20 protein-coding genes are annotated in these 26,476 nt (G+C 71.9%); 9 read left to right on the top strand and 11 right to left on the bottom strand.

The window, feature by feature from the left end; all coding sequences use genetic code 11:
* Window positions 1–9: 9 nt before the first annotated feature.
* The gene (locus tag IF29_RS0124980) at window positions 10–1,635 is read left to right on the top strand and encodes a solute symporter family protein (RefSeq protein ID WP_030259066.1); all 1,626 of its coding nucleotides are present in this window, start codon (window positions 10–12) and stop codon (window positions 1,633–1,635) included.
* Window positions 1,636–1,744: 109 nt separating this feature from the next.
* On the opposite strand, the gene IF29_RS0124975 is transcribed toward IF29_RS0124980, so the two are convergent.
* Together IF29_RS0124975 and IF29_RS0124970 are read right to left on the bottom strand one after the other, a co-directional pair.
* On the bottom strand, window positions 1,745–2,701 hold the full coding sequence (locus IF29_RS0124975) for a sucrase ferredoxin (protein ID WP_037596476.1): 957 nt from the start codon (window positions 2,699–2,701) through the stop codon (window positions 1,745–1,747).
* A gap of 81 nt (window positions 2,702–2,782) precedes the next feature.
* Window positions 2,783–4,327 carry an IucA/IucC family protein gene (locus IF29_RS0124970; RefSeq protein ID WP_030259061.1) on the bottom strand — a complete coding sequence of 515 codons (1,545 nt, stop codon included), beginning with the start codon at window positions 4,325–4,327 and terminating at the stop codon, window positions 2,783–2,785.
* A gap of 57 nt (window positions 4,328–4,384) precedes the next feature.
* Here IF29_RS0124970 and IF29_RS0124965 point away from each other — a divergent pair, with 57 nt between their 5' ends.
* Window positions 4,385–5,896 carry an IucA/IucC family protein gene (locus IF29_RS0124965; RefSeq protein WP_030259058.1) on the top strand — a complete coding sequence of 504 codons (1,512 nt, stop codon included), beginning with the start codon at window positions 4,385–4,387 and terminating at the stop codon, window positions 5,894–5,896.
* A 3-nt stretch (window positions 5,897–5,899) separates the two neighbouring features.
* Here IF29_RS0124965 and IF29_RS47885 read toward each other — a convergent pair whose 3' ends face one another.
* From IF29_RS47885 to IF29_RS0124950, 3 genes are all read right to left on the bottom strand, one after another.
* Window positions 5,900–6,127, bottom strand: coding sequence for a hypothetical protein (locus IF29_RS47885; protein ID WP_030259056.1), 228 nt, complete (start codon window positions 6,125–6,127; stop codon window positions 5,900–5,902).
* Window positions 6,128–6,280: 153 nt separating this feature from the next.
* Window positions 6,281–6,967, bottom strand: coding sequence for a DUF6082 family protein (locus IF29_RS0124955; RefSeq protein WP_051725909.1), 687 nt, complete (start codon window positions 6,965–6,967; stop codon window positions 6,281–6,283).
* Window positions 6,968–7,301: 334 nt separating this feature from the next.
* Window positions 7,302–9,758, bottom strand: coding sequence for a DNA gyrase/topoisomerase IV subunit A (locus IF29_RS0124950; protein WP_030259052.1), 2,457 nt, complete (start codon window positions 9,756–9,758; stop codon window positions 7,302–7,304).
* A 242-nt stretch (window positions 9,759–10,000) separates the two neighbouring features.
* On the opposite strand from IF29_RS0124950, the gene IF29_RS0124945 reads away from it, so the two are divergent.
* Window positions 10,001–11,368: a M16 family metallopeptidase gene (locus IF29_RS0124945; protein WP_030259049.1), complete on the top strand. Its 1,368-nt coding sequence runs from the start codon at window positions 10,001–10,003 to the stop codon at window positions 11,366–11,368.
* Window positions 11,365–12,750 (top strand): M16 family metallopeptidase, encoded by a 1,386-nt coding sequence (locus IF29_RS0124940; RefSeq protein WP_030259047.1) that lies wholly within the window; start codon window positions 11,365–11,367, stop codon window positions 12,748–12,750. The genes IF29_RS0124945 and IF29_RS0124940 overlap by 4 nt, the downstream gene beginning before the upstream one ends.
* Before the next feature lie 81 nt (window positions 12,751–12,831).
* On the opposite strand, the gene IF29_RS0124935 is transcribed toward IF29_RS0124940, so the two are convergent.
* Window positions 12,832–14,100, bottom strand: a complete 1,269-nt coding sequence (locus tag IF29_RS0124935; RefSeq protein WP_157623914.1) for an MFS transporter — start codon at window positions 14,098–14,100, stop codon at window positions 12,832–12,834.
* A gap of 219 nt (window positions 14,101–14,319) precedes the next feature.
* Between IF29_RS0124935 and IF29_RS0124930 the strand changes: the two genes are divergently transcribed.
* The 3 genes from IF29_RS0124930 (at window position 14,320) to IF29_RS0124920 (ending at window position 18,164) form a co-directional block, all read left to right on the top strand.
* Window positions 14,320–14,991: a TetR/AcrR family transcriptional regulator gene (locus IF29_RS0124930; protein ID WP_030259042.1), complete on the top strand. Its 672-nt coding sequence runs from the start codon at window positions 14,320–14,322 to the stop codon at window positions 14,989–14,991.
* Window positions 14,992–15,109: 118 nt separating this feature from the next.
* Complete coding sequence (locus IF29_RS0124925; protein WP_030259039.1) at window positions 15,110–16,636, top strand: MFS transporter; 1,527 nt, start codon at window positions 15,110–15,112, stop codon at window positions 16,634–16,636.
* A 334-nt stretch (window positions 16,637–16,970) separates the two neighbouring features.
* The gene (locus IF29_RS0124920) at window positions 16,971–18,164 is read left to right on the top strand and encodes an RtcB family protein (protein WP_030259037.1); all 1,194 of its coding nucleotides are present in this window, start codon (window positions 16,971–16,973) and stop codon (window positions 18,162–18,164) included.
* On the opposite strand, the gene IF29_RS0124915 is transcribed toward IF29_RS0124920, so the two are convergent.
* Complete coding sequence (locus IF29_RS0124915) at window positions 18,154–19,677, bottom strand: M48 family metalloprotease (RefSeq protein ID WP_030259035.1); 1,524 nt, start codon at window positions 19,675–19,677, stop codon at window positions 18,154–18,156. The two genes, IF29_RS0124920 and IF29_RS0124915, sit on opposite strands and share 11 nt — an antisense overlap.
* Before the next feature lie 188 nt (window positions 19,678–19,865).
* On the opposite strand from IF29_RS0124915, the gene IF29_RS0124910 reads away from it, so the two are divergent.
* The gene (locus IF29_RS0124910; RefSeq protein ID WP_030259033.1) at window positions 19,866–20,951 is read left to right on the top strand and encodes an S-(hydroxymethyl)mycothiol dehydrogenase; all 1,086 of its coding nucleotides are present in this window, start codon (window positions 19,866–19,868) and stop codon (window positions 20,949–20,951) included.
* Window positions 20,951–21,589, top strand: coding sequence for an MBL fold metallo-hydrolase (locus tag IF29_RS0124905; protein ID WP_030259030.1), 639 nt, complete (start codon window positions 20,951–20,953; stop codon window positions 21,587–21,589). Before IF29_RS0124910 ends, IF29_RS0124905 begins: the two co-directional genes overlap by 1 nt.
* Before the next feature lie 40 nt (window positions 21,590–21,629).
* Here IF29_RS0124905 and IF29_RS0124900 read toward each other — a convergent pair whose 3' ends face one another.
* The 4 genes from IF29_RS0124900 to IF29_RS0124885 all read right to left on the bottom strand — a co-directional run bounded on the left by IF29_RS0124900 (window position 21,630) and on the right by IF29_RS0124885 (window position 26,301).
* Window positions 21,630–22,661 carry a phosphotransferase family protein gene (locus IF29_RS0124900; RefSeq protein ID WP_030259029.1) on the bottom strand — a complete coding sequence of 344 codons (1,032 nt, stop codon included), beginning with the start codon at window positions 22,659–22,661 and terminating at the stop codon, window positions 21,630–21,632.
* Window positions 22,658–23,809, bottom strand: coding sequence for an ATP-grasp domain-containing protein (locus IF29_RS0124895; protein WP_051725907.1), 1,152 nt, complete (start codon window positions 23,807–23,809; stop codon window positions 22,658–22,660). Before IF29_RS0124895 ends, IF29_RS0124900 begins: the two co-directional genes overlap by 4 nt.
* 244 nt (window positions 23,810–24,053) lie before the next feature.
* Window positions 24,054–25,838, bottom strand: coding sequence for an AMP-binding protein (locus IF29_RS0124890; RefSeq protein WP_051725906.1), 1,785 nt, complete (start codon window positions 25,836–25,838; stop codon window positions 24,054–24,056).
* A 184-nt stretch (window positions 25,839–26,022) separates the two neighbouring features.
* Entirely contained in the window at window positions 26,023–26,301 is a 279-nt protein-coding gene (locus IF29_RS0124885) for an HPr family phosphocarrier protein (protein ID WP_030259022.1), read from the bottom strand.
* Between the last annotated feature and the right edge of the window lie 175 nt (window positions 26,302–26,476).

Here is a 26,476-nt window from a genome sequence, read left to right as displayed (position 1 = left end):
GAGCAGTCCATGGACACCGCCGCTGCGGCGACCGCCGGGGGCAGTCACCACACGCTGGCCATCGGCCTGTTCGTCGGTGTCGTCGTGGTCACCCTGGGCATCACCGCCTGGGCCGGTCGGCGCAGTCGGGCGGCCGAGGACTTCTACGCGGGGGGCCGCGACTTCAGTCCTCTGCAGAACGGTTTCGCCATCTCCGGCGACTACATGTCGGCCGCCTCGTTCCTGGGCGTCACCGGTCTGATCGCGCTCTACGGCTACGACGGGCTGCTGTACACCATCGGGTTCCTGGTGGCCTGGCTGGTCGTGCTGATGCTGGTCGCCGAGCTGGTCCGCAACTGCGGCCGCTACACCATCGGTGACGTGCTGGCGATGCGGATGCGGCAGCGGCCGGTGCGTGCGGCGTCCGGGATCTCCTCGATCGTGGTGACGCTGTTCTACCTGCTGGCGCAGATGGTGGGGGCCGGCAGCCTGGTGTCGCTGCTGCTGGGGCTGGACTCGGGCCAGGCCAGGGGCTGGACCATCGTCGGGGTCGGCGCGCTGATGGTGGTGTACGTGACGGTCGGCGGGATGAAGGCGACCACCTGGATCCAGATCGTCAAGTGCGTGCTGCTGCTCTCGGGCACGCTGCTGCTCTGCGTGCTGGTGGTGGTCCGCTTCCACGGCGACCTGGGCTCGCTGGCCAGGTCGGCGGCCTCGGGCAGCGGCTTCGGCGACGCCTACCTCTCGCCCGGGCTGAAGTACGGCGGGAGCGCCACCAACCGGCTCGACTTCGTCAGCCTGGGCATCGCCCTGGTGCTCGGCACCGGCGGTCTGCCGCACATCCTGGCCAGGTTCTACACCGTTCCGACGGCGCGGGCCGCGCGGCGTTCGGCGATGTGGGCGATCGGCCTGGTGGGCTCGTTCTACCTGATGACCATCGTGCTCGGCCTCGGCGCCTCGGCCCTGGTCGGGGCCTCGACGATCCGGTCGTCCAACGAGGCGGGCAACACGGCGGTGCCGCTGCTGTCCGAGGTGCTGGGCGGCGGGAGCGGCAGCAACGGCGGCGCGGTGCTCTTCGCGCTGACCTCGGCGGTGGCCTTCGCCACCATCCTGGCCGTGGTGGCCGGCCTCACCCTGGCCTCGTCCGCCTCCTTCGCCCATGACCTGTGGGCCAGGGCCTTCCGGCACCAGGACGAGGAGCAGCCCACGGAGCACCAGGAGGTGGTCGTGGCCAGGATCGCCGCGGTGGTGATCGGTGTGGTGGCCATCGTGCTGAGTCTGTTCGCGCAGAAGCTGAACGTGGCCTTCCTGGTCGGCATCGCCTTCGCGGTGGCGGCCTCGGCCAACCTCCCGGCGCTGCTCTTCAACCTCTTCTGGCGGCGCTTCACCACCCGCGGCGCGACCTGGGCCATCTACGGCGGGCTGGTGCCGGCCCTGGTGCTGGTGGTCTTCTCACCGGTGGTCTCCGGCAGCCCGGCGGCGATCTTCCCCGGGGTCGACTTCCACTGGTTCCCGCTGCAGAACCCCGGGATCGTCTCGATCCCGTGCGGATTCCTCTTCGGCTGGCTGGGCACGGTCACCTCGGGCAGCAGCGCCGATCCGGACGGCTACGCGGAGCTGGAGGTACGGGCGCTGACCGGCGCCGGCGCGGTCTGAGCGGTCCGGACGCCGGGACGACGGGCCCGGACGGGGCTCGCGCGGGGGACAGCAAGACCCCCGGGTGCGACGGGGGAGGCGCACCCGGGGGCGTTTTCCAGCGTAGCCCCTAGCGGGCTGGTCCGGTGGCCGGTTCGGATCGGTCGTGACCGGGAACCGACTGGGGGATCGCGGTGATGAGCACCGCCTCGAAGCGGTCGGGACGGGTCGGGAACGCCAGGCAGCTCTCCGCGCGGGCGGGCCCGGCCTCGGTCCGGCGGACCTCGACGTGCCAGCGCCAGCCGTTCGCATGGGCCACCGAAACGGACCAGAGGTCCTCGGCCAACCGGTGCTGAGCGACCGTCAGGGCTTCGGCTGCGTCCTCGCCGATCGCCTCGCGGACCGCCAGCTCGGCGGCCTGGCCGGGACGGTCCCAGAAGGAGCGGCCGCGGCACCACTCCGGCACCATCCGGCCGTCCTTGGTGGCCTCCAGGATCTCCTTCGTCTGGTGGGCGGACATCCGGCCGTAGAGGTACCCGTAGGGCAGCACCAGCACGGTGGGCGAGAAGCGGTGGCCGCCGAGGTGGGTGACCTCCCAGACCTGGGCGTGGCCGCCGGCTGCGAGTTCGGCGGCGAGCGGACGGCCGAGCAGGGCGCAGCAGCGGTCCCGCCGTCCGTTGGTGCACACCAGGGCGAGCGGCTCGCCCTGGTAGGCGCTGCCGATGCCGCCGTGGTCGCCCGCGGCGAGGGCGGCGAAGTCCAGCGCGAGCAGTTCGGCCGGGTCCTCGATGTCCAGGGAGCGGATCCAGGAGTGGCCCGGACGGGTGTGTGCCAGGAAGACCTGGCGGGAGGGCGTCGGCGGGGCGTCGGCGTGCCGGCCGGGGCGGCGGATCAGCGCGATCCGCAGTCCGGTTCCCTCGGCCCGCGCCTCCAGCGCCTGCCCGAGTCCGGGGGGCAGATGGCTTTCCGTCAGCGCCCGCGCACCCCAGGGACCCGGCTGCTCGAGCAGCAGCCAGGTGGTCCCGATGGCGGCCGTGCCGCTCAGGGGCTCAGTCAGTTCCCTGGAGAGGGAGGTGCAGGTGCTCACATTGGCAAGGGTAGCCTTACCAACGTCGGATTCTCGCCTTAAGAACTCTTACGGCGCAGATTGCCGCCCGATTGCCGCCGGTCATACCACCAGGGGGTTGGGCAGTGCGGTCCACTGGTCGCCGGTGGGGCCGCAGGTCAGGCGCATCCGGCAGAGGGCCTTCACCTGGAGCGGCTGCTCCAGGAGCGCGCGCCGGTCCTCCGGGGACAGGACGTCGGCAGCCCGCTCGGCCTCCTCGGCCACCGCGGACCACAGCGCCGCCTCCGAGCTGCGGTCGCCGCCGCCGAAGGCCGACACCAGGGCGCTGAGGCTGCCGCCGAGCACGGAGCCGTAGAGCTTGCGGCGCAGCGCCAGCGGATCGTCGTCCAGGATGCGGGTCCCCAGGCCGTCGGTGCCCACCCCGATGCCGGCCAGCCGTCGCGGGCTGAGGCGGATGTCCGCGAGGTCCCGGTAGACCAGGCGCAGTGGGCGGTCCTCGGGGTCCAGAACCACCAGCAGGTTCTGCCCGTGCGCCTCCAGGGCGACCCCCCAGGAGAGCAGCCGCAGCAGCGGCGGCCAGAGCAGCCGGGCGAGCGAGCGCAGCCAGTCCGCCGGCCGGTGCGCCGGTGGGGTCAGCGCGGCCAGCGGCACCACCCGCTCGCCGGGCCCGGCCGCCAGTTCGGGCGACTCCCGCAGGAGTGCGGCCAGGGCCGGGCTCAGCGCTCCGTCGACCAGGACGCCCGCCGCGGCCAGGTTGCGGGAGATCACCAACTGTCCGTCCAGGCGTCCGGTCACGTCCTCCAGCAGGGCGGACAGCCGGGCGCTGTCGAGCACCGAGCCGCCGGAGATGTCCCGGACCGACGAGGTCATCCGCAGCGACAGGGCGGTCTTGATGTGCGGGCCGCCGTCCGCCGGGGCGAGGGTCCGCAGTGACAGCAGCGGGTGGGCCGGGAGCCCGGCGCCGGGTTCGACCTCCAGGCCGAGGCCCGGCAGCAGTTCCCGGGCCTGCCAGGGGTGGACCGGCAGCAGCAGCCGCCCCCCGGCGTCCCGCAGCCGGTCCGGCCAGTCCCCGACGACGGTGCAGTCCGCGGCGGGGAGCGCGAGCAGCCGCAGGCCGACCACGGGGTGGTGCTCGGGCGCGAACGCCAGCTGGTCGGCGACGGTGAGACCCGGTCGGCTGCGGCAGCAGGGGTGGTACGGATGGCCGTCGACGACGCTCTGCTCCGCGGCGAGCAGCAGCGCACCGGCGCTGCGGTCGGACGGTTCGACGGGGCCGGACGCGGCCGCGCCCGCCCGGGACAGGGCGAGCGAGGCCGTGCTGTGCTCCAGTTCGGCGACCAGCCCGGCGCTGCCCGGGACGCCCAGCGCCGCGAGCAGTGCCGCCGGACGGGAGTACTCCGTGCCGTCGGCCCAGACCGTCAGCTCGTCCTTGGGCGCTCCGCTGTCGTAGGGCCGCACCTCGGGTCCGCGCAGCCGGCGCCGGTCCAGGCCGGGCAGTTCCTCGAAGCACAGCGAGCGCCACAACCGCGCCAGTACCGCGGCCCGCGCACCGGGCAGCGCCTCCCGGTACGGTGCGACGAGCCCGGGGCGGACCGCGCGCAGCTCGGCGGCGAAGGAGGTTTCCAACGAACCTGGTTCGGAATGCATGAGACTAGGTCATACCCCAGCTCAGGACGGGGGCGCAGCTCTTGAAGGGGTGAACGTATGGGGACGGCTGATCTGGTGGCCCGGACCGGGTTGTTGAACTGCCTGGTCAGGGAGTTGGCCCGGAGTGTCGACGGCGGGGCGCTGCTGCTGCCGGCGAGCGGCGCGGTGATGCGGGTCGCACCCGGCCGGTGGCCCTCCGACCCCGAACTGCGGACCCCGGAGGGCTGGCAGCCGCTGGACCTCGCCGGTCTGATCGCGGTGGCCGAGCGGGAACTGGAGGCGCGGACCGGGGTACGGAACACCGCGCTCGGCGCGGAGATCCGCGACAGCAGGGAGGTGGTGGCCGCGCTGCTGGCCGCCCGCGCGGTGGCGCGGCCCGCCGACGACCTGTATCTGCGCTCCGAGCAGGCGCTGGTCGCCGGACACCGCTACCACCCGGCGGCCAAGACCCGGGGCGGTGGGCCGCCGGAGGCCTGGCTGCCGTATGCGCCGGAGGCCTGTGCGGAGTTCCCGCTGAGGCTGCTCGGGGTGCGCGAGGACCTGCTGGCGGGCGAGGGCGACACCGGCGTCCTGGACGTGCTCTGGGGCGACCGGGCACCGAAGGGGTACCGGGTGCTGCCGGCCCACCCCTGGCAACTGCGGCTGATCGGTGATCACATGGCTGTGGGAGACGGCCGGTTGATCGACCTCGGCGTGACCGCGGAGCGAGCCTGGGCGACTTCGTCGGTGCGCACGGTGTATCTGCCGGAGGCCGACCTGTCACTGAAGTTCAGCCTGGACGTGCGGATCACCAATGACATCCGCCGGCTGTGGCTGCGCGATCTGCGCTGGCTGGTAGCGGTGGACGAGGCGGTCGCCAAGGCCTTCGCCGACGCCCCGGCCGGGGCGTCCATGCTGGCCGACAGCGGGTACCGCACCGCGGGGGTCGGCGGCGAGGACGCTTACGAGGCCTACGCGGTACTGGTCCGGGAGGGGTTCGGCGCGGGGGCGCGGCCGCTGCTGTCGGCGGGGCTCAGCGAGGGGTTCGACGGCAGTCCGCTGCCCGCGGCGATGCCTCGGGCTGTCGAGTGGTGGCGGCGGTACGTGGAGCGGGTGGTCCCGCCGGTGCTGCACGCGTTCTTCCAGCACGGGGTGGTGCTGGAGTGCCATCTGCAGAACGTGCTGGTGGCGATGGACGCGGACGGGATGCCGAGCCGTGCGGTCTTCCGGGACCACGAGGGGGTGAAGCTGCTGCGGGAGCGGCATGCCGAACTGCTGGCGAGCATGGGGACTGACGTCCCCACACCCGGCGTGGACGGGGGGTACGGCTGGGAGCGGCTGGTCTACTGCCTGGTGACGAACCATCTGCTGGAGATCGCCGGAGCGGTGGCGGAGCAGTGCCCTGCGGTCGCCGACGAGCTGTGGCCGCAGGCCCGCGAGGTCTTCCAACGCTTCACCGACCACCCCGAAGTCCGCACCCTGCTCGCCGCCCCGTCCGTCCCGGCCAAAACCAACCTGCTCCTACGCTGGACCGACGCAGACGGGGGCGACTCCACCTACACCCCCCTGCCGAACCCCCTGCGGGGTTAGGGCTTACATATCGGGAATATCCGCCTTTGCGCGCAGAAGGGTGTCCCGACTGATGACGACGATCTTCTCGTAGTCGGCACGTGAGGCGTCCTGGGGTAGCAAGCTGTCAAGCTCTGCGGTCATCTCCGTGCCGATGACAGCGAATCGGCCGTCCGACAGTTCGAAGATATCTGGACAGTTCCCTCCGTTCATACTGCCCCGCTCGCGTGGGCTGGCGCCGACCCTTCGCATGACTACGGGGGTGGCCTCGGCCGGGGTGTGTCTGGGACGGTGGGGCGCGCTCGGCCCGAGGGAATCAAATGGCACGCATGAGTAGTTACCAACATACCGTTACACATGTCAAAGCGAATGATCGTTATGCCAACGATTGGGTGTGATGTTCCGTCAGATGGCCTGTGGGCCCTCGGCTTCATCCGGCCATGGCTCTGCGATGGCTTGGTCCACAAGACGACCAAAGATCCGCTCTGCTGATTCATCGCTCAGCGGGGCCCGGCTCCCTATGGTCTCAGCCCAGTATTCCCGGAAGATCTCACTCTTGGTGATCACTCGGAGGTGGGCCAGCATCTCGACGTCATCGGCGACCGCCAGTTTATGGTTCAAGTACATGTGAGAGAAGATCAGATTGGCGTATAGATACTGACGTTTCCGTTCTGGTGGAATTCCTGGGCGGTAGTCTCCCCAGACATCCGCAAGCGCCGGGTCGTCGATCGCCATCTTGATCAACTCCATGTGGAGTCGCCGCAGGTCGGCCTCGGCCGAGCGCCGGAGCTCCCAGTGGGACTTGCTCAGTGCGTCCCGCTGCATCGCGAGCTCCTTGCGCTGCATCACCGTCGTGCCGATGACCAGGAGTAGCGCCAGCCCGGAGAACACCGCGCTGCCCGCGTCGAAGTACTGGCCCACCGTGCCGAGTTGTACGGCGCGGTTGCCGCCCCAGACGGTCTCCACGGAGCGGTTCATCCAGCCGCTGAGCGCGACGCAGGACACCACGACAACGGCCAGAGCGGCCAGGCCGGCAAGAGTTCCGAGTAGGTACCGCCAGACTGTTCCTCGCGTTTCCTCGCCGCTGTCCACGGGGACCCCCGATCCGTGCCAGGGCGTGCCGGAGTCAGGTTCGACAACAAGGGACTCGCGACAGCGCCTGGGTGGATGTACGCATGACTGCCGAGCAACGCTGGCCGGTCGGCCATGGGCGTTCGGGTGGTGGGTACGACCCGGCTGCCTTCATAGGTTGGGATGCCCGTGGGGGAGCGCCGGAAACTGCGGTTACCGCGCAGTTCGGCGGCGCTCGGGCCCGGCCAGGTACCCCCGGTGACGGTGCGTCGGAGGGGTGCCTCAGGGACGGTGAAATCCCTGACGCACCCCTCGTTCGTGCCTCTGTACGCCCTCCGGTGCGCCCCTGCGCGGCCTACGCCGGGCCGGCGACCGCGGAGATCTCCTTGGCCAGCGGGACCCCCGAGCCGTCGCGGCGGGGGTCGCGGCCGGGGAGTTCGGCGGGGGAGCCGTTGGCGGTGGCGGCGCGGGCGGGGGTCGCGCCGGCCCAGGCGAGCACCAGCTTGTCCTCGCCCTTCAGGAACCGCTGGCAGCGCACCCCGCCGGTGGCCCGCCCCTTGCGCGGGTACTGGTCGAAGGGCGTCGCCTTGGCGGTGCCCAGGCCGCCCAGCCCCTCCAGGGTGTCCGAGGAGGAACCCGCGACCGTCACCACCACGCCCTCGCCGGACGGGTCCACCGCCGTGAACGAGAGCACCGTCGCGCCGTCGGCGAGCTTGATCCCGGCCATGCCGCCGGCCGGCCGCCCCTGCGGCCGGACCTGCGAGGCCTGGAACCGCAGCAGCTGCGCGTCGGAGCTGATGAACACCAGGTCCTCCTCGCCGGTGCGCAGCTCCACCGCGCCGACCAGCCGGTCGCCGTCCTTGAGGCCGATCACCTCGAACTCGTCCTTGTTCTCCGGCCAGTCCGGAACCACCCGCTTGACCACGCCCTGCTCGGTGCCGAGCGCCAGGCCGGGCGAGGACTCGTCCAGCGTGGTCAGCGCCAGCACCCGCTCGCCCGCGTCCAGCTTGAGGAACTCCGACACCGGGGCGCCGCCGGACAGCGTCGGCGTGGTGGAGCTGGGCGGCAGCGACGGCAGGTCGATCACCGGCAGCCGCAGCACCCGTCCGGCCGTGGTGACCGCGCCGATGTCGGCCCGTGCGGTGGCGGCCACCGCCGAGACGATCACGTCGTGCCTGGCCCGGCCGCTCTCGGAGTCGACCGTCTGCACCGCGTCGGCGGTCCGGGCCAGCAGCCCGGTCGAGGACAGCAGCACCCGGCACGGGTCGTCGGCGACCTCCAGCGGCACCGCCGCCGTCGGCACGGCGCCCGCTTCCAGCAGTACGGTGCGCCGCTCGGTGCCGAACTTCTTCGCCACCGCCGCCAGCTCGTCGGAGACGACCTTGCGCAGCACCGTGTCCGACTCCAGGATCTCGGTCAGCGCCTGGATCTCGTTGTGCAGCTTGTCCTGCTCCGCCTCCAGCTCGACCTGGTCGAAGCGGGTGAGCCGGCGCAGCGGGGTGTCCAGGATGTAGACGGTCTGCGTCTCGGACAGCGAGAAGCGCTCCATCAGGCGCTCCTTGGCCATCGCGGTGTTGTCGCTGGCCCGGATGATCGCGATGACCTCGTCGATGTCCAGCAGCGCCACCAGCAGGCCCTCGACCAGGTGCAGCCGCTCCTGGCGCTTGCGGCGGCGGAAGTCGGAGCGGCGTCGGACCACCTCGAAGCGGTGGTCGACGTAGACCTCCAGCAGCTCCTTCAGGCCCAGCGTCAGCGGCTGCCCGTCCACCAGCGCCACGTTGTTGATGCCGAAGGACTCCTCCATCGGCGTGAGCCGGTAGAGCTGCTCCAGCAGCGCCTCGGGGACGAAGCCGTTCTTGACCTCGATGACCAGCCGCAGGCCGTGCGAGCGGTCCGTCAGGTCCTTGATGTCGGAGACGCCCTGGAGCTTCTTGGCGTTGACCAGGTCCTTGATCTTGGCGATGACCTTCTCGGGCCCCACGTTGTACGGGAGCTCGGTCACCACCAGGCCCTTGCGGCGCGGGGTGACGTCCTCGACGGTGACCTTGGCCCGGATCTTGAAGGTGCCGCGGCCGCTCTCGTAGGCGTCCCTGATGCCGCTCAGCCCGACGATCCGGCCGCCGGTGGGCAGGTCGGGGCCGGGGATGAAGCGCATCAGCGCGTCCAGGTCGGCGTTCGGATACCGGATCAGATGCCTGGCTGCGGCCACCACCTCGCCGAGGTTGTGCGGCGGCATGTTGGTCGCCATGCCGACCGCGATCCCGGTCGCACCGTTCACCAGCAGGTTGGGGAAGGCCGACGGGAGGACGCCGGGCTCCTGCTCGCTGCCGTCGTAGTTGGGGCTGAAGTCGACGGTGTCCTCGTCGATCGACTCCACCATCGCCATCGAGGCGGCGGTCAGCCGGGACTCGGTGTAGCGCATCGCGGCCGGCGGGTCGTCGTTGCCGAGCGAGCCGAAGTTGCCGTGACCGTCGATCAGCGGCAGCCGCATGGAGAACGGCTGGGCCATCCGCACCAGGGTGTCGTAGATGGAGGCGTCACCGTGCGGGTGCAGCCGGCCCATCACCTCGCCGACCACGCGGGCGCTCTTCACATGGGAGCGGTCCGGGCGCAGGCCCATCTCGTTGGCCTGGTAGAGCACCCGGCGGTGCACGGGCTTGAGTCCGTCCCGCGCGTCGGGAAGGGCGCGCGAGTAGATCACGGAGTAGGCGTACTCCAGGAAGGAGCCCTGCATCTCGTCCACGACATCGATGTCGAGGATCCGCTCCTCGAAATCCTCGGGCGGTGGGGTCTGCGAACTGCGGCGGGCCATCGCGGCGGGGCTCCCTTGCCAATTGCTAGTTCTGTTCCGGTACGGGCAGACCCCATTGTGGACCCTGGTGCCGACAGCGCCGCGCAGAGGCCACGCTCGCAGCGGCTCCGATCGTTCGGGGGCCGGCGTCGTGCTCCGCACCCGCCACGCTCGCAGCGAACACGAGCACACTTCGGAGCCCGCCCGCGTTGGACCACAATGGACCCCCCGAGCAAGACAGCGACCGGAAGGACGAGGAGCGGATGGCCAACACGGCCCCCAGCACCACCGACGGATTCGTCATCATGGAACACACCCTGGCCAACGGGCTACGGGTGGTGCTCTCCGAGGACCATCTCACCCCGGTCGCCGCCGTGTGCCTCTGGTACGACGTCGGCTCCAGGCACGAGGTCGCCGGCCGCACCGGACTTGCGCACCTGTTCGAGCACCTGATGTTCCAGGGCTCCGCGTCCGTCCCCGGCAACGGCCACTTCGAGCTGGTCCAGGGCGCCGGCGGCTCTCTCAACGGCACCACCAGCTTCGAGCGCACCAACTACTTCGAGACCATGCCCGCGCACCAGGTGGAGCTGGCCCTGTGGCTGGAGGCCGACCGGATGGGCTCGCTGCTCTCCGCGCTGGACCTGACCGGACTGGACAACCAGCGCGCGGTGGTCAAGAACGAGCGCCGCCAGCGCTACGACAACGTGCCCTACGGAACCGCCTTCGAACGCCTGGTCGGCATGGCCTTCCCGGACGGCCACCCCTACCACCACACCCCCATCGGCTCGATGGCGGATCTGGACGCGGCCACGCTGACCGACGCCCAGGACTTCTTCAGGACGTACTACGCGCCGAACAACGCGGTGCTGTCCGTGGTGGGCGACATCGACCCGGAGCAGACTCTCGCCTGGATCGAGAAGTACTTCGGCAGCATCCCCGCGCACGACGGCAAGCGCCCGCCGCGCGACGGACGCACCGTCAGCCGGGAGCCCGGAGCGGTGCTGCGCCAGCACCTGGTCGAGGAGGTGCCCTCGCAGGCGCTGATGGCCGCCTACCTGCTGCCGCTGGACGGCACCCGCGAGGCCGACGCCGCCGACCTCGCGCTGACCGTGCTCGGCTCCGGCGAGTCCAGCCGGCTGTACAACCGGCTGGTCCGCCGCGACCGCACCGCCGTCACCGCCGGCTTCGGACTGCTGCGGCTGTCCGGCGCCCCCTCGCTGGGCTGGCTGGACGCCAAGACCTCCGGCGAGGCCTCCATCGCGGACGTCGAGGCGGCCGTGGACGAGGAGCTCGCCCGCTTCGCGGCCGAGGGCCCGACGCCGCAGGAACTGGAGCGCGCCCAGGCGCAGGTCGAGCGCGAGTGGCTGGACAGCCTGGACACGGTCCACGGACGCGCCGACGAACTGTGCCGCTACGCGGTGCTGTTCGGCGACCCCAAGCTGCTGAACACCGCGTTGGCCAAGGTCCTGGACATCACCGCCGAGGAGGTCCGGGCCGTCGCCGCCCGGTATCTGACGCCGGAGAACCGGGCCGTGCTGACCTACGAACCGGCCGAGGACGAACTCGCCGACAGCGACTCCACCGACAGCGACTCCACCGAGAACGACGCCGCCGAGGACGTGACCGCATGACCATCGCGCCCACCATGACGTTCCACCCGCGCCCCGAGCCGGGCGAGGCCACCCCCTGGGCGTTCCCCGCGCCGACCCGCAGCACCCTGCCCAACGGCCTGACCGTGCTGCGCTGCGACCGGCCGGGACAGCAGCTGGTCGCCGTCGACCTGCTGCTGGACGCCCCGCTGTCGGCGGAGCCGGCCGGCCTCGACGGCGTCGCCACCATCCTCGCCCGCTCGTTCTCCGAGGGCACCGAGAGCCTCAGCGCCGAGGAGTTCGCCGGTGAGCTGGAGCGCGCCGGGGCCACCCTGGACGCCCACGCCGACCACACCAGCCTGCGGCTCTCGCTGGAGGTCCCGGCCTCCCGCCTGGAGCGCGGCCTCACCCTGCTCGCCGAGGCGGTCCGTGCCCCCGCGCTGCCGGCCGACGAGATCGAGCGGGTGGTCGCCAACCGCCTGGACGAGATCGTGCACGAGCTGGCCAACCCCGGCCGCCGGGCCGCCTTCGCGCTGTACGGAAGCCTGTTCGACGCGGCGGACCGGATCTCCCGGCCGCGCGCCGGCACCGCGGACACCGTCAAGGGCATCGACCGGGACGCCGTCGCGGCCTTCTACGCCGCGCACGTCCGCCCGGCCACCGCGACCGCCGTCATCGTCGGCGACTTCGCGGCCGTCGACTTCGACGCGGTCCTCGCCGAGACCCTCGGCGCCTGGACCGGCGACGCCGGCACCCCCTCGCTCCCGCAGCCGGTCACCGCGGACGACAGCGGCCGGGTGATCATCGTGGACCGGCCCGGATCGGTGCAGACCCAGCTGCTGATCGGCCGGATCGGCCCGGACCGGCACGACCCCTCGTGGGCGGCGCAGACCATCGGCACCTACTGCCTCGGCGGCACCCTCACCTCGCGGCTGGACCGGGTCCTGCGCGAGGAGAAGGGCTACACCTACGGGGTGCGGTCCTTCGCCCAGCCGCTGCGCTCGGCGGCGGACGGCACCGGCCGGGCCATGCTGGCGATCTCGGGCTCGGTGGACACCGACTCCACGGTCCCCGCGCTCGCCGACACCTGGACCATCCTGCGCACCCTCGCCGCCGAGGGGCTCACCGACGAGGAGCGCGACGTCGCCGTGCAGAACCTGGTCGGCGTCGCCCCGCTGCGCTACGAGACCGCCTCGGCGGTCTGCTCCACCCTGGCCGACCAGGTGGAGCAGGGCCTGCCCGACGACTACCAGGCGCAGGTCTACCGCCGTCTCGCGGAGACCACCACGGCCGAGGCCACCGCCGCCGTGGTGGCGGCCTTCCCGCCGGACCGGCTGGTCACCGTACTCGTGGGTGACGCGGCGTCAATCGCCGGGCCGCTCAAGGACCTCGGCCTGGGCGAGGTCACCGTCGTGCACAGCTGACCCGCAGCCGGCGGGCTCGCGAGGCCGGTCGGTCCGCGAGCCGGTCCGGACCCGCCGCCGAACCGCGGCGGCGGGTCCGGCTCAGCCGCGGTCGGCGAGGGCGCGCCAGCCGAGCAGGGCGGAGAGCAGCAGGGCCACGCCCGAGCAGGAGAAGCCGGCCCGGGCGCCGAGGCTCTCGCCGATGCCGGAGATCAGGAAGCCGGTCAGGGTGGTGGTTCCCGGCAGCGCCATGCTCCACAGGCCCATCACGCGGCCCAGCATCCCCGGTTCGGTGCGCAGCTGCACCAGGGTGTTGGCGGTGGCGATGAACCAGATCGAGGCGAAGCCGGTCAGCGCCATCGCGGCGAAGGTCAGCACCAGGGTGGGGGACCAGGCGACCAGCAGCACGCACACCCCGGTGGCCACGCAGAGCGTCCGCACCCGGGCGCCGCTGGGGGCGCTGGTGCCTGCCGCCAGCAGGGCCCCGGGCAGCGCGCCGACCCCGAACATGGCCATCAGCGCCCCGTATCCGCCGCCGCCCAGGTGCAGTGACCTGGTGGCCAGCGGGGTGAGCGCGATGCCCATGGTGAACAGCATGCCGCTGGCGGCGGCCATCGGCAGGCAGGCCCGGACCACCGGGGTGCGCCAGGCGTAGCGCAGGCCGGAGCGGATCGCCCGGGGCTGCTTCGGCGGTCGCACCAGCTTCTCGTGGGACTGGGGCTGCAGCCGCCACAGCACGAAGAGCGGGCCGAGGAAGGTCAGGGCGTTGGCCAGGAAGCAGCCGGCCGCACCGCTGGTGGCCAGCAGCAGGCCGCCGAAGGCCGGTCCCAGCACCCGGGAGGAGTTGATCACGACCTCCCACAGCCCGATCGCGCTGGCGACCCCCTCCCGGCCGACCAGGTCCACGATGTAGACCTGCCGGGCCGGGCCGTCCACCGCGCCGACCGATCCGGCCAGCAGCGACATGCCCAGCATCAGCCACAGCGGCAACCGGGTGGTGGCGGCCAGCACGCCCAGGGTCAGGCTGCTGACCAGCAGCAGTGACTGCGTCACCAGCAGGACCTGGCGGCGGTCGTGGCGGTCGACCAGGGCGCCGGCCCAGGGGCTGAGCGCCAGCATCGGTCCCCAGGTGCACACGGTCACCACACTGAGCCAGAAGGCGTTGCCGGTGTTCTGCAGCACCACCCAGGAGAGGGCGACGGCCTGGGTCGCCGCTCCCGAGGCGCCGAGCACCTGGCTGCCGAACCACCAGCGGAAGTCACGGCGCCGCAGCACCCGTCCGATCCGGGTCAGCGCGCCGCCCACCCCTTCGGGCGTCCCCGCCTGCGCCGTGGCCTCTTCCGTCGCCGCTGCCGCCGCCTCTGCCGTCACTGGTCTGGACCTCCCGAGTCGGCTGCACCCTACCGTCCGACTGGCGGACCCAGCGATCGATATATGAGACAGCTGTGAATGTGACTCAGGTCACACCCGATAGCGGGATTTCCGGGGAGCTCCTCCCCGTTTAGCTGATTGACTGAATGAAGCGGGGAGGAAATCCCCGGTTGTTGACCGTCGTCCGCCAGGACCCGGAGCAGGTAGAGGAGCGCCACCATGGTCAGCCAGACCGCCGTCAAGCCCGGCACCCCGCGCCTGCGTGCGGACGCCACCCGCAACCGCGAGCGCATCGTCGCCGCGGCGCAGGAGGCGTTCGTCGAGTTCGGGGCGGACGTGCCGCTGGACGAGATCGCCCGCAGGGCAGGCATCGGCAATGCCACGCTCTACCGGCACTTCCCCGACCGGCGCGAACTCGCCCGCAGTGTCGTCCTGTCCGTCTTCGGCACCATGGCCAAGGAGGCGGAGACGATCGCCGCCGAGGCCCCCGACGCCTTCGCGGCACTCGAGGCGATCGTCCACGGTGCGGTGGAATGGAAGGTCGGCGCCCTCTGCCCGATGTTCTCGGAGTGGATGGACGTCGACGACCCCGAGCTGCTGGCCGCCCGCAACCGCCTCGACAACGTGGTCGAACGGCTCTTCGACGAAGCCCAGGCGGACGGCACGCTGCGTACCGACGTCGCCCCCGGCGACGTCATGATCCTGGCCTCGCAGATCGCCCGGCCGCTCCCGGGAACGACACCCCTCCTGCACGTCCAATTCGTCCACCGGTACATCCAGCTGGTCCTGGACGGACTGCGCGCACCGCAGCGCTCCGTCCTCCCGGGACAGCCCGCCACCCTGCAGGACCTCCGCGGCCAGTGCGCCGTGCCGACGGGCCCGCAGCAATGACCACTCGCTGAGCCGAATCGCACCAACAACCGCCGGCACCTCGGCGGCGGATCTCGGGCACGCGACCACCGCGTGCCGGCCCTAGTTCACACATGCCTACACAGCCATGGGAAAAGTCATGTCCAAGACAGATCAGACGGCTCAGCCCGTCGCGCTCGAACCCGATCCACAGCGCTGGAAGGCGCTCGCCTTCATAGCCATCGCCCAGCTGATGGTGGTGCTCGACGCCACCGTCGTGAACATCGCCCTGCCGCACGCCCAGGCGTCCCTGCACATCTCGGACGCCAACCGCCAGTGGGTGATCACCGCCTACAGTCTCGCCTTCGGTGGCCTGCTGCTCTTCGGCGGACGCATCTCGGACCTCTGGGGCCGCAAGCGCGCCTTCATCCTCGGCCTGATCGGCTTCGCCGCCGCCTCGGCCCTGGGCGGCGCCGCCGTCAACGAGGGCATGCTGCTCGGCGCCCGCGCCCTGCAGGGCGTCTTCGGCGCACTGCTGGCCCCCGCGGCCCTGTCGCTGCTGGCGGTCACCTTCACCGAGGCCAAGGAGCGCGCACAGGCGTTCGGCATCTTCGGTGCCATCGCCGGCGCCGGTGGCGCCGTCGGTCTGATCCTCGGCGGTGTGCTCACCCAGTACGTCAACTGGCGCTGGGCCCTGTTCGTGAACATCGCCTTCGCGATCGTCGCGGCAGTCGGCGCGGCCCTGTACATCCACGAGCGCGAGGAGGGCCGCAACCGCGACCGCCTCGACATCCCCGGCGTGCTGCTCGCCACCACCGGTCTGGTCGCCCTGGTGTACGGCTTCACCAAGGCCTCCACCCCCGGCGACGGCTGGGGCGCCCCGATCACCATCGGCATGTTCATCGCCTCCGCCGTGCTGCTCGCCGCCTTCGTCGTGGTCGAGGGCAAGGTCAAGGCACCGCTGCTGCCGCTCCGGGTCATCACCGACCGCAACCGCGGTGGCGTCTACCTCTCGCTGGGCCTGGCCGTGATCGGCATGTTCGGCCTGTTCCTCTTCCTCACGTACTACCTGCAGCTGGTCAAGAACTACTCGCCGGTCATGACCGGCGTGGCGTTCCTGCCGATGATCGCGGGCATGATCATCGGGTCGACCCAGATCGGCGCCCGCCTGATGAACCGGGTCCCGGCCCGGCTGCTGATGGGCCCCGGCTTCGTGGTCGCGGCCATCGGCATGCTGATCCTCACCCAGCTCTCGGTCAACAGCTCCTACGCCGGGACGCTGCTCCCCGGCTTCCTGCTGCTGGGTCTGGGCATGGGTACCGCGTTCATGCCCGCCATGAGCCTGGCCACCTACCGGATCGCCCCGCGCGACGCCGGCGTCGCCTCGGCGATGATCAACACCTCGCAGCAGATCGGCGGCTCCATCGGTACGGCGCTGCTGAGCACCATCGCCGTCAACGCCACCACCAGCTGGGGGAAGTCGCACCACGCGACCACCCCGGGGCTGATCGCCCAGGCGCAGGTGCACGGCTACGTGATGGCGATCTGGTTCGCCGTCGGCATCCTGCTCGTCTCGGCCGCCATCGTCGCCACCCTGGTGACCGCCGGGCGCGACGCCGTCGCCCCGCCGGCCGGTGGCGCGGGCGAGGAGATCGGCGAGGCCTCCATCCCGGTGATCGCGCACTGACGCACACTCAGTAACCACGCAGCGGCCCCCGCCTCGTTCCTTCGAGGCGGGGGCCGCTGCGTTCCCGCCTGCCCCGATATCCCTTTGCGCCGCCGCGGTCGGCCATGGCTAGATGGTGCATGCGACCGGCACCACCGCCGGTCCGTGGGCAGTGGGGAGGAGGCGGTCACCATGTGGGTCGAGTCGATCCGCGGGCGTTTCAGCGCCTGCTCCTCCCCCGGGCGACGCCCCTCCACTGCCTGTACCAGGCGCTAGCCGGTACATCTCTGCGTCCGTGTCCGGACGCACTTCTGACGTAGTCTCAACTCTCCCCGACCGCGGAGGTCGATCAAGCATGTCGTACACCGAAGTACCGGGCGTCCGGGTCCCGATCCGGATGTGGACGGACCCGGCCACCGTCGAGGGCCAGGCCATGCAGCAGCTGCGGAACATCTCCTCGCTGCCCTGGATCGCCGGCCTCGCCGTGATGCCGGACGTGCACCTCGGCAAGGGCGCCACCGTGGGCTCCGTCATCGCCATGAAGGGCGCGGTCTGCCCGGCCGCGGTCGGCGTCGACATCGGCTGCGGGATGAGCGCGGTCAAGACCTCGCTCACCGCCCGCGACCTGCCCGACAACCTCGGCCGGCTGCGCTCGGCCATCGAGCGGACCATCCCGGTCGGCCGCGGCCTGCACTCCGACCCGGTCGACCCGCGCAAGCTGCACGCCTTCCCGACCAGCGGCTGGGACGACTTCTGGACCCGCTTCGACGGCGTCGCGGACGCGGTCAAGTGGCGTCGAGAGCGGGCGATGCAGCAGATGGGCACGCTCGGGTCGGGCAACCACTTCATCGAGGTCTGCACGGACAAGTCCGGCGCGGTCTGGCTGATGCTGCACTCCGGCTCGCGCAACATCGGCAAGGAACTGGCGGAGCACCACATGGGCATCGCCCACGGCCTGCCCCACAACCAGGGCCTGGTCGACCGCGACCTCGCGGTCTTCATCGCGGACACACCGCAGATGCGGGCCTACCGCGAGGACCTGTTCTGGGCACAGGAGTACGCCAAGCACAACCGTGCGGTGATGATGGCGCTGTTCCAGGACGTCGTCCGCAAGGAGTTCCCCAAGGCGAAGGTCGCCTTCGACCAGGTGATCAGCTGCCACCACAACTACGTCAGCGAGGAGCGGTACGACGGCCAGGACCTGCTGGTCACCCGTAAGGGAGCGATCCGGGCCGGCTCGGGGGACTTCGGCATCATCCCGGGCTCGATGGGAACGGGGTCCTACATCGTCAAGGGCCTGGGCAACGACAGCGCCTTCAACTCGGCCTCGCACGGCGCAGGCCGGAAGATGAGCCGGTCGGCGGCCAAGCGGAAGTTCGGCGTGCGGGACCTGGAGGAGCAGACCCGGGGCGTGGAGTGCCGCAAGGACTCCGGCGTCGTGGACGAGATCCCGGGCGCGTACAAGCCGATCGAGAAGGTGATGGCCCAGCAGACCGACCTGGTCGAGGTCGTCGCCCAGCTCAAGCAGGTCGTCTGCGTCAAGGGCTGACCTGCTGGTCGAGACGGAGGAGCCGGCGGAGGGGTGTGGTGTCCCGGGCTCCGGGATCGAGGGCGGTGTCCAGGGCGGGGCCGAGGGTTGCGTCCAGGCCGGGGTCGAGGTCGAGGTGGTGGCCCTGGTCCCAGTTGAGCAGCCAGCGGCCCCGGCCCTGGTCGACCAGGGTGGTCAGGGCCCAGGAGTAGAGGGCGTCGGCTGCGGCGGACTCGGTCATCGAGCGGCCGGCGTCGGAGCTGACGGTGCGGGACATGCCCTCGCGGGGCATCCAGTCGGCGATCTCCTTCCAGCGCCCCTCGTCGACGGCGTCGAGGAGCGCCGGCAGCTGGTCCGGTCGGCGTCGCAGGATGGCTCTGGCGGCGTCGCGGAGGCCCGCGGTCTCCCGGTCCAGCTCGGCGCGGCCGGCGGCGGCCGCCAGGGTGTCCCAGTCGACCTCGCGCTGGTCGGCCGCGCCGGGGCGGGAGGCGACGACCATGGCGCAGGTCTCGGTGGGGCGGTCCAGCAGGGTGTGGGCGGGGGTGGGGTCCGCAGCGCACGCATCGCGCGCGGGCAGCTGCCGCAGCCGCTCGATGCGTTCGGCCATGGGCGGGTGGGAGTCGTAGGGCGACTGCCGTGCCCCGGGCGGATCGTCCGTCAGCCGGTCCTGCTCCTGCCGCCAGGAGCCGCTCTGCAGAAAGGCCTGGAAACCCGGGTAGACCTGGTCCGCCTGCGGAGCCAGTCCCAGCTCCCTGCCGATGTCCCGGAATCCGCTCAGGTAGCCGTGGTGCGCCCGGGTCATGGTCACCGTCGCCCGCAGCGTGCCGATCAGGGCGTCCGGGCCCGCGAACCGTGCGGCCGCGGTGTCGGCGGCGAGTTCCTGTCGGCGGGCGGTGGCCTGGCTGCTGCGCAGGCAGAAGCGGGCGTAGCCGGCGAAGACCCCGTTGAGCCACTGGCCCGGGCCGCCGTCCTCGCTGCTGTATCGGCTGAGGACCTGCTGCAGGCCCGCGCGGTTTCGGGTGGTCAGCGCGCTCAGCCGGGTGTCGCCGTGGGCGAAGTGGCCCAGCTCGTGGGCGACCACCGCGTCGAGTTCGGAGGCGGTCAGACCGTGCAGCAGGGGCAGCCCGAGGACCATCCGCCGCCGTCCCGGGACGAGGCCCAGCAGCCGGGAGTCCTGTGACACCGCGGCCTGGGGGTGGTCGACCAGCCAGATCTCGGCGGGCGGTCGGACGCCCATCGCCTGCGCCGTCCGTTCGACCCGCTGCCAGAGCCGTGGCTGGTCCCCGGGTCGGACCCGTACTCCGGACCGGCGCGTGCGACTGCCGGAGAGTCCCACGAGCAGGCCGCGGACCAGCGGATACGCCAGTACCAGGCTGACTCCCCAGGTCTCCACCAGAGCCAGGCCGCCCTGGTGGTTCGACGCGGCGGTCAGTCCGATGTCCAGGCCCACGATCGCGGCCAGTGCACCGACGGTGATCAGGTAGAAGCAGAGGAGCAGCGCGAGTGCCCTGACGGCGGGTAGCGATGCGCGCACGCTGCGGCCCCTTTCGGTCGGGCGCCGTCACCAGCAACGGCGCGGGGCATTGTAACGAGCCGCAGCGATGGTGCGTTGACAGGTGTATCGGGCAGGGTGGGGGTGCGGCCGGGAGGACCCATCCTGGCGGGTTCTTCCGGCCGCACCCTGCAGCGGTACTGCCGAAGACGACAGAGGGAGTCAGCACCATGCCCCAGCGTGTACGCGGAGTGATCGCCCCGGGCAAGGGCGCACCGGTCCGGATCGAGACCGTGGTCGTGCCCGACCCAGGGCCGGGCGAGGCCGTGGTGCGGGTGCAGGCCTGCGGTGTGTGCCACACCGATCTGCACTACCGCGAGGGGGGCATCAACGACGACTTCCCGTTCCTGCTGGGGCATGAGGCCGCCGGGATCGTGGAGACCGTGGGCGCGGGCGTCACCGAGGTGGCGCCCGGGGATTTCGTGATCCTCAACTGGCGTGCGGTCTGCGGCCAGTGCCGTGCCTGTCGGCGCGGGCGGCCGCAGTACTGCTTCAACACGCACAACGCCGGGCAGAAGATGACGCTGGAGGACGGCACGGAGCTGTCCCCGGCCCTGGGGATCGGGGCCTTCGTGGAGAAGACCCTGGTCGCGGCCGGCCAGTGCACCAAGGTGGATCCGGCCGCCTCGCCGGCCGCGGCCGGGCTGCTGGGCTGCGGGGTGATGGCAGGTCTGGGCGCGGCGATGAACACCGGGAACGTGTCGCGCGGGGACACCGTCGCGGTCATCGGCTGCGGCGGGGTCGGCAACGCGGCGGTGATGGGCGCCCGGCTGGCGGGGGCGGCGCGGATCATCGCGGTGGACATCGACGACAACAAGCTGGCCACGGCGCTGCGGCTGGGCGCCACCCACTCCGTCAACTCCCGCAGCACGGACCCGGTGGAGGCGGTCCGCGAGCTGACCGGCGGCAACGGCGCCGATGTGGTCATCGAGGCGGTCGGCCGTCCGGAGACCTACAAGCAGGCCTTCTACGCCCGGGACCTGGCCGGCACGGTGGTCCTGGTCGGGGTGCCCACCCCGGAGATGACGCTGGAGCTGCCGCTGCTGGACGTCTTCGGCCGCGGCGGCTCGCTGAAGTCCTCCTGGTACGGCGACTGCCTGCCCAGCCGGGACTTCCCGATGCTGATCGACCTCTATCTGCAGGGACGGCTGGACCTGGACGCCTTCGTCTCCGAGACGATCCCGCTGGACGGCGTGGAGGAGGCGTTCGCCCGGATGCAGAAGGGCGAGGTGCTGCGCTCGGTGGTGGTCTTCTGATGGCCGGCCGCACCGCCAGGATCGAGCACCTGGTCACCTCCGGCACCTTCGACCTCGACGGCGGCAGTTGGGAGGTCGACAACAACGTCTGGATCGTCGGCGACGACAGCGAGGCGGTGGTGATCGACGCGGCGCACGACGCCGAGGCCATCGCCGCGGCGCTGGGGCAGCGGCGGCTGCTGGCGATCGTCTGCAGCCATGCCCACAACGACCACGTCGACGCCGCTCCGGCCCTGGCGGCGCGCACCGGTGCGCCGATCCTGCTGCACCCGGACGACCTCCCGCTGTGGAAGCAGACGCATCCGGACCGCGCTCCGGACGGCACCCTGACGGACGGACAGCGGATCGAGGTGGCCGGCACCGCCCTCACCGTGCTGCACACCCCCGGCCACAGTCCCGGCGCGGTCTGCCTGTACGGCGAGGAGCTGGGCACGCTGTTCTCCGGGGACACCCTGTTCCACGGCGGCCCGGGTGCCACCGGACGCTCCTACTCGCACTTCCCGACCATCATCGACTCGATCCGGGACCGGCTGCTGACGCTGCCGCCGCAGACGGTGGTCCGCACCGGCCACGGCGACAGCACCACCATCGGCGCCGAGGCCCCGTCGCTGGGGGAGTGGATCGCCCGAGGGCACTGACGGCGCCGCAACGCCGGAGAACGTGCCGTTGGACGCGGTGTCAGCCCGAGGATTCGGCGACCGCGTCCAGCGCCTTCTTCAGTAGCCCGGCCAGGCCGGTGCGGTGTTCGGACGCCATCGGCCCCCGGGTCGGTATCTCCACGTTCATCACCAGGTAGAGCCAGGCCCGGTAGAGCCGGACCCGGGCCACGGCCCCCGGCTCCCAGGTCCAGTCGCCCTGCTCCGCGGCGACCGAGGCGACCGAGGCGTAGCCGCGCAGCAGCGGGTGGCCGTCCTCCTCCTCGATGGCGCCGAAGAGCACCGGTGAGACGAAGTCCACCAGCGGGTCGCCGTAGAGCCAGCGCTCCCCGTCCACCAGTCCGGACAGCCGCAGGCCGGTGCCGTCCAGGCGTGGTTCGGCGAGGACATTGCCGTCCCACAGGTCGAAGTGGACCGGGGTGGGCCGCTTCACCTCGTCCAGGACGCCGGAGGCCGCGCTGATGGTCCGTCGGATCCCGGCCGCCGGCACCGGGAGTTCGGAGCCCAGCCGGTCCGCATCGTCGAGCAGGTCGTCGATGATCCCGAGGAACGCGGCCCGCCAGGTCGGTGCGGAGCGGCGGCCCTCGCCGGGGTAGCCGAAGAAGGGGCCGTCCAGGGTGTGCAACCGGGCCAGGACCCGGCCCAGTTCGTAGCGGACGGCGCCGTCGGCGACCGGTCCGTCGCGGAGCACGCTGAGCGGTGTGCCCGGCAGCAGCGACATCACCAGCCAGTCGCCGTCGCAGTGGTCCCGGTCGGTGCCCAGGTGCAGCACCTCCGGGACCGGGGCACCGGCCAGTTGGTGCCGCACCAGCCGGAAGTACTCCGCCTCCGCGGCCAGCAGCCCCTGTTCGTAGCGGAGCAGCACCGCACCGGCCGGAGGTGCGGTCTTGAGCACCACGGCGCTGCCGTCGTCCAGGTCGACCCGCCAGACCGCGGCGAAGCCGCCGCCGCTCAGCGGGGACGCCCCGGTCACCCGGCGGTCCGGACCGAGCGAGCGCCGCACCAGGTCCGCCGCCCGCTCCGGTGTCAGCCGGCGTTGGGTGGGGCTGCTCACACCGATTCCGCGATGATCCCGGTGACCTGGGTGACCGGGCCCTGGGCCGGTCGCGGTCCCTGACCGGTGGCCTCCTCGGCGTAGGGGAGCCGCGGGGCCGGGATCGGCAGCTGCCGGGCCAGCGCCGGGTAGGGCGTCGATATCAGGGTGTAGTCCTCGCCCAGTGATGACGGGCCGACGGAGATGTTGGTCGGCTCCTGGCCCAGCGCCAGCTGCATCGCCGCCCAGGGGAAGTTCACCCCGCACCGGGACAGCTGGTGCAGGCCGCCGGAGGGCCGGGTGTTGATGTCCAGCAGCATCGGGACGCCGTTGTGGTGCCGGAACTGAACATTGGTCAGATAGGCCAGCCCGAAGGTCTCCACCAGCAGTTCGGTGGGTTCCAGGTAGGCCGGGTCCAGGGTGAACCCGCGCCGGCGGCCCTCCTTGCTGCGGCCGACCGCGCTGCGCAGCCGGCCGTCACGGTCGGCCAGGCAGTCCACCGACACCTCGGGGCCGGCCAGGTGCGGCATCACCAGCCAGTCCACCGGGCGTTCCTGCGGCGCGTCGTCCAGCGCCTTGACCACCAGCTCCAGCGGCACGTACCAGCTGGGCGCGCCGGCGAGCCGGTCCAGCGAGAAGGGGTTGCGCGACAGCACCCGGAAGCCCTCGCCGCCGGCGCCGCTCACCGGCTTGAGGCAGGGCTTTCCGCCGTCGGCCTCTATCTCCTCCACGGCCGCCATCAGCTCGTCCGCGTCGTGCACCCGCCACCAGGGCGGCACCGGCAGACCGGCCGCCGCCAGCTTGCCGTACGCCGTCGCCTTGTCGTCGAACAGCTCGATGGCCTCGCTCGGCGGGCTCAGCACGGTGGTGCCCACGGCGGCGAAGTCCTCGCGCCGGGTCGCGACGGCGTGCTGGTGCAGCCGGGGCAGGAACAGCTGGATGCCGTGCCGGGTGCAGTAGTCCAGGGCGAACTCCACGTACGCCGCGGGTGACAGCCGTTCCGGTTCCAGTGAGGAGATGTCGGCGGCCCTCAGCACCGGCGAGTCCGCGTCGACGTGGCTGGCATGGATCTCCAGCTCGACGTCGTCGCGGTTCTCTCTCAACAGGCCGATGAAGAAAGCGTTCTCGGCGTAGGTCCGGTTCAGCCAGATGCGCAGCGGGTGGTTCAAATCGGTGTCTCCAGGACGAAGGCCGGCAGGACGTGGAAGGGCTTCGTGGTGACACAGGTTCACAGCGCCCGTGAGGGCGGGGGCCATGGCCGTGGTCGGGTGCGACCGAACGTGCATCAGGGGCATGGAATGTCTGTGCCGCGTGGGTCGTGGGCGTATCAGACCATGCCGGGGGGTGGTTGCGCGAGTGGCAGATTCGTCATCGTCCGCTGTGTCACCGGTTGTTAACACAACAGGGCGGAGGTCAGGGCTGTTCCCGGGGGAAATCCTCCTCCCAGAACTCGGTGGTGCCGCGGCCGGGACCGCGCGCCGGGGCCTCCGGGCCGCCGTGCAGATCGTGCTCGCGCCCGCGCAGTTCGACCCTGCGGATCTTGCCGGAGACCGTCTTCGGCAGCGCCGCGAACTCCAGCCGCCGGACCCGCTTGTAGGGGGCCAGCCGGGCCCTGGCGAACTCCAGGACGGAGCGCGCGGTCTCCGCGTCCGGTTCGTGGCCGGGGGCGGTCACCAGGTAGGCCTTGGGCACCGACAGCCGCACCGGGTCGGGCGAGGGGACCACGGCGGCCTCGGCCACCGCGGGGTGCTCGATCAGCACGCTCTCCAACTCGAACGGCGAGATCCGGTAATCGCTCGACTTGAACACGTCGTCAGTTCGGCCGACGTAGGTGACGTAGCCGTCGGCCTCGCGGAAGGCCACGTCCCCGGTGTGGTAGAAACCGCCGGCGGTGGCCTCGGCCTGCCGCTCCGGGTCGTCCTGGTAGCCCGTCATCAGGCCGAGCGGCTCGCTCGCCAGCGGCAGGCAGATCTCGCCCTCGGCACCGGGCTCGGTGACGACCACGCCGGTCAGCGGGTCGACCAGGGCGATCTCGTAGCCGGGCAGCGGCAGTCCCATCGAGCCGGGGCGGACCTCGATCCCGGGCGGGTTGCCCACCTGCGCGGTGGTCTCGGTCTGGCCGAAGCCGTCCCGCAGCAGCACGCCCCAGGCGTCCCGGACCCGTTCGATGATCTCCGGGTTCAGCGGCTCGCCGGCCCCGACCAGCTCGCGCAGCGGCACCTTCCACCGCGTCAGGTCCTCCAACACTAGCATCCGCCACACCGTGGGCGGCGCGCAGAAGGAGGTGACCCCGAGCCGTGCCATGGCGTCCAGCAGGGGGCGCGCGGCGAAGCGCGGCTGATTGACGATCAGGATCTCGGCCCCGGCGTTCCACGGCGCGAAGAAGTTGCTCCAGGCGTGCTTGGCCCAGCCGGGGGAGGAGACGTTGAGGTGGACGTCGCCGGGGCGCAGCCCGATCCAGTACATCGTGGAGAGGTGACCCACCGGATACGAGCGGTGGGTGTGCTGCACCAGCTTGGGACTGCTGGTGGTGCCGGAGGTGAAGTAGAGCAGCAGCGGGTCGTCGGCCCGGGTGGCCCCGGACGGCCGGAACTCGCCCTCGTGGGCGTAGGCGTCCTCGTAGCGCAGCCAGTGCTCGGCCGGTCCGTCGACCGTGATCCCGGTCCAGTCGGTGCCCAGGCCGTCGACCGCGGCGAATCCGCCGACCAGCGCCGCCTCGGCGACGACGAAGCGCACCGCGCCGCGGGCCACCCGGTCGGCGAGGTCCTCGGGGGAGAGCAGGGTGCTGGCCGGGATGACCACGGCGCCGAGTTTGATCGCGGCGAGCATGGTCTCCCACAGCGCGACCCGGTTGCCGAGCAGCAGCAGGACCCGGTCGCCGCGGCCGACGCCCTGGGCGGCGAGCCAGCCGGCCACCTGGTCCGAACGGCGGCTCAGCTCGGCGAAGCCCAGCGCGGTCTCGCGCAGCACGCCGCCGTCGGTGTCCAGGTCGACCACCCGGAGGGCGACGGCGTCGTTCCCGGCCGCCTCGCGGTCGAACCAGTCCAGGGCCCAGTTGAAGTGCTCCGCGCGGGGACGGGGGAAGTCCCGGGCTCCGTCGAGGTCGCCGCGGTGCCGCAGCAGATGGTCCCGCGCGGCCTTGAACTCCTGGTACGCGAACTCCTGGTAGGCGAACTCCTGGTCGGCGCTGTCCGCCACGGTGCACTCCCTCCCCGGGGCCCGCCGCACTGCGGTCCCTCGGCGGCACGTTCGCAGCAGCGCACCCCGGGGGTCAAGGGCACCACGCGGGAAAGCCGCCCCCCGGGCGAGGGGAGGCGGCTTTCCGGTGGCCGGCCCCGGTCGTGGCGGGCGCCGGCGCGTGACCGGCCGGGGCGGGAGCGGTTCAGGCGGGGGGCAGCTCGTCCAGGCCCTCGCTGACCAGCTTGGCCATCCGGTCCAGCGCGGCGTCGGCGCCCTCGGCGTCCGAGGCGAGCACGACCTCCTCGCCGCCCTGCGCGCCCAGGCCCAGCAGGGCCAGCATCGAGGCGGCGTTGACGGGGGTGCCGCCGACCTTGGAGATGGTGACCGGAACGCCGACGGCACCGGCCGCACGGACGAAGACGGAGGCGGGACGGGCGTGCAGGCCCTCGGCCCAGCCAATGGTGACGTGGCGCTCAGCCATGATGCGCTGCCTTTCGGGTGGCAAGTCTCGGGTCGAACCGGATCTCGTGGTCCAAGTTGTCTAGACCATTCTCGCATGAACCCGGCAGGTCCCGGCCCTGCCGAAGGTCCTGCGCCGGTCGGGCGGGACGGCCCCGCTGCTCCCCACCCTGCCGCCTGGTCCGCCGTCGCGCATC

Origin of the sequence: Streptacidiphilus jeojiense, from assembly GCF_000719095.1 — a bacterium.
GTDB lineage: Bacteria > Actinomycetota > Actinomycetes > Streptomycetales > Streptomycetaceae > Streptacidiphilus > Streptacidiphilus jeojiensis.
Note: the sequence above shows the minus strand (reverse complement) of the source record. Positions and strands in the feature narration are given on the sequence as shown.